At 46.2% G+C, this 6598-nt stretch carries 6 protein-coding genes; 2 read left to right on the top strand and 4 right to left on the bottom strand.

Going from position 1 to position 6598, the window contains the following annotated elements; translation table 11 throughout:
* Positions 1-311: 311 nt before the first annotated feature.
* A complete protein-coding gene (locus tag RMO35_RS21575) occupies positions 312-488 on the top strand; it encodes a hypothetical protein (RefSeq protein WP_309744149.1) in 177 nt (58 codons plus the stop codon).
* 112 nt (positions 489-600) lie between these two features.
* Here the strand turns inward: RMO35_RS21575 and RMO35_RS21580 are convergent, their stop codons facing one another.
* Positions 601-1737, bottom strand: coding sequence for a ParM/StbA family protein (locus RMO35_RS21580; RefSeq protein ID WP_309744151.1), 1137 nt, complete (start codon positions 1735-1737; stop codon positions 601-603).
* Positions 1738-1751: 14 nt separating this feature from the next.
* On the bottom strand, positions 1752-2156 hold the full coding sequence (locus tag RMO35_RS21585; protein WP_309744154.1) for a hypothetical protein: 405 nt from the start codon (positions 2154-2156) through the stop codon (positions 1752-1754).
* A gap of 313 nt (positions 2157-2469) precedes the next feature.
* On the opposite strand from RMO35_RS21585, the gene mobF reads away from it, so the two are divergent.
* Positions 2470-5217 carry a MobF family relaxase gene (gene mobF / locus RMO35_RS21590; protein ID WP_309744156.1) on the top strand — a complete coding sequence of 916 codons (2748 nt, stop codon included), beginning with the start codon at positions 2470-2472 and terminating at the stop codon, positions 5215-5217.
* Positions 5218-5242: 25 nt separating this feature from the next.
* On the opposite strand, the gene RMO35_RS21595 is transcribed toward mobF, so the two are convergent.
* A complete protein-coding gene (locus tag RMO35_RS21595; protein ID WP_309744157.1) occupies positions 5243-6169 on the bottom strand; it encodes a nucleotidyl transferase AbiEii/AbiGii toxin family protein in 927 nt (308 codons plus the stop codon).
* Positions 6166-6598, bottom strand: a 433-nt coding sequence (locus RMO35_RS21600; RefSeq protein ID WP_309744159.1) for a type IV toxin-antitoxin system AbiEi family antitoxin, incomplete at its 5' end; no start/stop codon positions are given. The genes RMO35_RS21595 and RMO35_RS21600, both read right to left, overlap by 4 nt.

Consider the following 6598-nt stretch of genomic DNA (forward strand, 5'->3'; position numbering starts at 1 on the left):
TAGCAATACACGAACCATGCAAATCTGAACCTAGCATAAGCAAAGCGCAAGCTAAGAATATCGAGAGCTGTATGCGGTGAAAATCGCACGTACAGATCGAACAGAGAGGGGCAGGGTTTAATAGCCCTCCTCGACTCTAACAGAGCTTCTTTTCTACCCAAGCCGAAGCAATCGCTCAGGCAAATTCCGATCTCACATATTGTCAAGATCCAGAAGATAGTTCTTGGGCAGATTACGTTGAAGATATTTATGTTGGCTATGTCACGCATCAGGTTAAGCCCAGTGCTGACGGATATTCATTGCGACCGACATTGAATAACGACCGAACGATCGCGACAGTTTTAGCCGCTTTACGCCTGTTTCAATCTACTCCATCTGAGCTAATCGATTCTGCGTTTTCTGACTACTTTGAAGATTATTCTCAATTGTCATCTGAAGAAATTGATAAACTGTGTGAGCTGCTTAATTGTGACGAATTTATTCTGTAGCATTTTAAGGGTATAGAATGGCAGCAAGCGTGGGAATTGGCTCGTAAAGAAGCTATGAACTGGCTTGAGGAGCAAGGTTTGTAGTCGGACGAGTGAGTAACCAATTGGTTACTCACTTATTTTTTTCTGATACATTTAGCCAGTAAGACTTAGCGATTGGCATAATGTCTTTTTCCCATAAGCACTGCACATCCGCGAATCTAGCTTGTAGTTCTGTCGGAATAAGCGTATTGTCTGAATACTCTAATCCACCGTGTAAATAGATTGCCGGACAATTTTTATCCGGTAAATTGGGTAGCTTACCAGATAGATAGTCGAGCATTTCTAGTTTAAATAATTCGGCAACCCCACCACCAAAAACGATCTCATCGAGTGGAAGCTGAATTGCCAACCACTGAACGAATGAATTCCAAAATTTTCTGGTGGCTAGATCGATCGCCTTGAGAAGTTTGTCTAGCTCCTGTTCCCGTGCGGTTGGATTATTTCGCAGTAACATTTTTATCAGCGGGGTTTTATCATCTTCCTGACTGAGGTAAGTCGCCACTGCTGCGGTTATCGTTTTGTCTTTGTATGCAGATGTGGCGAGCTGAATATCGTTGACAATTGTTGCGAAGCCAAGATCGGTGGAACGCAACCTTCGATAAACACTATTTTGTACGACAAAGCAGCTCGAATTCCGATGCCCCATCATAATTACTCCTAACTGACGATCGGCTAAATCGCAATGCTCTTCATAAAAAAGTGCCAATCCACCACCTTCAGGATGGCAATTAAAGTACTTGAGGTTAATTTGCAACCTGCCCATTGGTGTGTCAAAGTTTTTAAACGCCTCCCTGAGATTTGCTTCGAGAATGTCTCGATCTACCAGCTCGCCAGCGGGAAGCAAACAGGAAAGGAACAGTCTAAATTTTTTACCGACATCGATCTGAGCTAGTTGAGCTGCTACAGTAATCGCCGCTAAAGTACGCCCGATCGCATTGTTGGATTTTGGTTCGGTAAGGTTCAAAGTGGAGCGAAATACCTCTTGGGCTAATTCCCCAGTGGCATAGTAACGATCGTTAGTCCCAATAAAGGCATATCGAGCCGGATCTAAATTGAAGTTTTTACGATACTCCTGCACATCATCGATTGAAACCTCGATGATCTCTGGCTGCATCATGAAGTATTGAGGAGCGTCGGTGAGTTCTTTACTGTAAATCACTTTCAACGCGCTACTTCCGTAATCTATGACTGCGTACAGATATTCCACGAAATTAATCCTCCTCACTTCTCTAATTTAGCGATCTTCCTGAGCGGGTTAATCGGCAAGTCATCATCAGCTTTGTCAACTTCGTCAACTGCATCTTTTTTGAGCTGATGCCGATCTTCTGAAGCAGGACTTATGCGCTCGAAACTTACCTCCGATCGGATATTTTCGCTCGCTTCTATGGACATCCCCGCGTCCAGTGCCATAATTTTTACTCTCGATTGTAAGGTGTCGATCGATTTTTGGTAAGCTTTCCGAATTTCTAGCGGTGAAGCACCTGTGTACTTGAGTGCATAGGGCAAATAAAAAGCCTCGACAGCTTGCATTATGTCTGCTTTCATTTGCCTACAGCTTTTTAAATATTCAAAGAGAATCTTCTCTAATTCTTTGCCCTCGTTAACTCTCCATTTCCAATCTGGCATTTTGTTAGCTTGAATTTACTACTTTTTTTATGGGTATTCAGTGGGTATTTAATGGGTATTTAATGGGTATGCAATGGGTCTGTTGTATTATCTCAAGCCTAAAATACTAAATTTCATAGGGGTCACTGAATGGGTCATTGAATGGGGCTAGTTTCAACGTAATCTCGATTTAATTTTACGCACAGTACGCATTTACTATAATAACTGTAAGTTGGGCGATAATAAAAGGTGTGAGGGAAATTAACACTAAAAATAACTTCAAGATAAAGTTAAGCGTAGTAAAAATAAATTTGATAATGTTACAGAGAGACGGATGCTAACAGCAAAAAATTGTAAAGCTAGTACAGGGGTGCAGTATTTCACTGACTACTACGATCTAGGGCAAACTCGGTGGTTCGGCAAAGGTGCATCTGCGCTTGGCTTAGAAGGTGAAATCGATCGCGAAGCTTTTGAGAACATCTGCTATGGTAAATCGCCAGATGGGACTAAATATTTGGGTACTAAAGGCGACCCCGAAAAACGTCGTGCGGGTACGGATTTTACATTTTCAGCTCCTAAATCTGTCAGCTTGAGTGCCTTAGTCGGCGGGGATACTCGATTGGAAGTCGCCCATCGCGTCGCCGTCGAGAAGACTCTGGCATTAATCGAAGCACGTTACGCTCAGACTCGCATTACAAATAACAAAAATGTAGTAGAAATTAAAACTAGCAACCTAGTTGTCGCCCAGTTCGACCATATCGAGAGCCGCGAACTCGACCCCCACCTGCATACTCACGCCTTGGTGATGAACCTAACCCAAGCAGAGAGCGAAAAATGGTATGCCAACGACAACGACCTCATCTTTGGGAATAAGAAACACTTGGGGACGATCTATCAGACGTATCTTGCCGCCGAAGTCGAAAAACTGGGCTATGGAATTGAATATCGCCCCCACGGACAGTTTGAGATTGCTGGGTACGATCGAGAGCATCTAGAGGATTTTAGCAAACGCCGGATGCAGATCCTCTCTGAGTGCCCAGGTAATAGTACTTGGCTGACTCGTGAAGAAAGTTGGCAGCATACCCGCAAGCATAAAGAGCGTATTCCCCAATCGGAGCTAAAAGCTCGATGGCAGCAGGAAGGGGCGGATTTAGGCATCGAGATCGTGCGATCGGGATTGCCAAATGTCAAGCAATCTACTACCGCAGCCACTAAAGATCGTTATATCGAAGATGCGATCGTTCACTGTTCCGAGCGGAGTGTTGACTTTAGAGTTGAAGATATCGAGAAATTCGTCATCGCCCAACGATTACCGATCGATATTACTGACATTAAATCTCTGTGCGACGCTCGCTCGGATTTAATTAAACTCGATGGCAACTACACCACTTACAACGCACTCGTGCGTGAGGATCGGACGATCTCGCTGATGCGAGGCACCAAAGATGATGTAACACCGATTGCTAGCCCTAGACTGGTAGCTGACTATCTGCAAAATACCACACTCAACGCAGGACAGCGACAAGCGATCGGACTGGCTGCCATGACCGCAGATCGAGTAATTGCATGGCAGGGAGTCGCTGGTGCGGGAAAAACATCTGCCCTTGCCGAACTAAAACAGATCGCCGACCTGCACGGGGTCGAAGTGAAAGGATTCGCCCCCAGTGCCGAAGCTGCCAAAGTGTTAAGTGATGAATTAGGGATCGAGGCCCAGACAGTAGCAAGAAAACTCTGTAGTCGTGAGGAGCCACTGAGTAAAGATGAATTGTGGATTGTGGATGAGGCGGGTTTGTTAAGTGCCGATGATGCCCTGGCACTGTTATCTAGAGCCAAAAAAGAGAATGCGCGAGTGTTACTCGTTGGGGATACCCGACAGCTATCGTCAGTGGCGGCAGGGAATCCTTTTAAATCGTTACAAGCAGCGGGAATGGCAACCGCCCGACTCACGGTATCGCTACGCCAAAAAGACCCAAATCTCCAAGCTGCGGTAGATGCTCTTGCCGATGGCGAGATCGATCGCGGTTTTGCACTGTTAGAGCAAAATAATAGTATCGTCACAGTTGCTAAAGATGAGATCGTTGGCAAAATTGCAACTGAGTATCTAGCTCTTAGTCCAGCACAGAGAGCCAAAACATTAATCGTATCGGGAACTAACAATAAGCGACGGGAGATTACAGCGGCGATCCGTGAAGGATTGCGATCGATCGGGACAATCGGCTCAGACCTGCCAGCTCGACAATTAGTAGATTATAAATTTACCAAAGTCGAAAACAGCTACGCTCATAATTACAATGTTGGCGATATTGTCGTGCCGATTCGGAACTACAACCAACTGGTAAGAGGGCAAAGTTATATAGTCACCGATAAAGAAGCCAATAACATTGTCTTGAGATCGCCAGATGGCGAACGACTAGTTACAGACTTAAATTTCAACAAAGCCCACTATCGGGAGGAATCGATCGGTGTAGCAGTGGGGGATCGGCTGCGCTGGAGCAAAAACGATGCACAGTTGCAGCGACGCAATGGACAGGAATTTGAGATCGAGTCTACGATCGATCGTGTGGCAAACATTAAATACCGTGACGGTCGAATAGAAGCGATCGATCTGCGCCAAGCACATCACTTCGATCTGGCAATTGCTACGACGATATATAGCAGTCAGGGGAAAACTAGCGATCTGGTGCTTGTCGCGGCTGATGGGGTGCAGAACTCAGAAAGTTTTTATGTCGCAGCCAGTCGAGCTAAGAGCGAACTGAAAATTTTTACCGATTCACCAGATAATCTACGATCGATGGCGATGGAATCGATGAGTAATCGCAATCCCCGCGAATTACTCTCGAATTTAGATCGGCGACAGGCAATCTTGAAGGCACAAAAACAACATGGAGTTAGCGATCTGAACGTTTTACAGGTAGAGGTTGAGCCGTTGCTAGATCGTGTAAACGAAAGAGACGATCTAGATGAGCAAGAAGGTGTCAAGGTTCCTACTCATGGTGGAAGTGTAAAAGTTCCTACTCATGGAGGGGATGTCGAGACGTTGACAACTAGGGAATATGAGCTTGACACCACTCCAGTTCGTTGACAACCGATCTAAACAATTTGCCACTTCATTGAGAATGCCAACCCAGATCTGACGACCACACACGATTGAACTCAACTCCCTCACCGAGCGCAATTGTCGGCGGCATCAAAAAATCATGAAGAATCAATCCGATCTGGCTCAAAACCAAGCCCTCACCTGTCAGTTTCCCCTTTCGCACGAAAGCTACCCACTGCCGCTGTTTGGTTTCATCATCAGCAAACTCACTCGTCAAGGCTAACGGGGTATCCGTGGGGATGGGAGTACGGCGACGCTCGAATGTGGCAGCAATGGCTCGACCGAGCAGATTCCCCTCAAAAGTGAAATGTTGGGACAAATACCACAGATCGTACAAATCCTTCATCCGCGTATTTCCGATTCCCAGCAGCACCATCGCCTCAAACTTTTCAGCGATAACAGTCTCGCGGTTGTAAGCATACAGTTGAGGTGTGGGTAGATCCGAGAGCATCGCGGGCAATCTCATCAGTTGCGCTGCGGGAGTAACGATATCGCCAAACCCCACATCGATCTGTAAATTAATCCGCGTCGGGGTACCTGCGATGAATGCGGTGAGCCGAATCCTCACGCCTGGATACTCCCGATCTGCTTTGATTACTTCACCTTTTACCGTCGATATGTCGAATTCCAAGCCATCTGGAACGACATCCGCCTGACAAACCGATCGAAACACGGCTTCTATTTCCGCGATTGAGTTGTCTCCTCGACATAATAAATCTACATCTTTAGTCGTCCGGTGGGGAGTGTCGCTCCAGAGGATAAATAACATCGCCCCTTTGAGGATAAATCGCTCTCCCACCGCAGAGCAGTGTAATCGGTACAATAAACGTTCGATTCCATAGCGGGTTAGAACCAGATTGAAGTCTTCTTTCTGAGCTTGGGCAAGATTTAATAATCGCTGGCGGATTGAAGCAGCCAAATTTCGCGGTTGATTCATGATAAATACTCCAGGTACGGACGCATCACTTTACTCATCCGACAAATCTTGGCATACGACCACAATTCATCCATCGAGCAGCGGCGAGACTCCCAACTTTCCCGCAGAGCTTCAAGGGCAACATCTAGACCGATCTTGTGGCGATACTTAAAACAATCGACGATCGTTTTGGCTGGATTGAATATCTGCACTGGAGTTCCCTCGATCGCGTGAGTTTCAATCCCCGCACTCAGAGCTAATCCCGACATATAGACCGGACGCAGTAATAGTACATCCGAATTAGGACGGCGGGCATGAACGTCGATCGCCACCCAGACTTCAAAGGGTGCTTGAGTTCCAATCCCATGAAACTGGAGGGCAGAGAGCAAACAAATTACCCCATGCTCCACCCGCTGACTGGCAACAGCGAGACTATGATATTCGGTGAGT

It is taken from the genome of Chamaesiphon sp. OTE_20_metabat_361 (assembly GCF_031364565.1).

Coding starts and splice junctions, on each gene's coding strand:
- RMO35_RS21585 (WP_309744154.1), bottom strand. CDS start 2,156: ATGCCAGATTGGAAATGGAGAGTTAACGAGGGCAAAGAATTAGAGAAG.
- mobF (WP_309744156.1), top strand. CDS start 2,470: ATGCTAACAGCAAAAAATTGTAAAGCTAGTACAGGGGTGCAGTATTTC.
- RMO35_RS21595 (WP_309744157.1), bottom strand. CDS start 6,169: ATGAATCAACCGCGAAATTTGGCTGCTTCAATCCGCCAGCGATTATTA.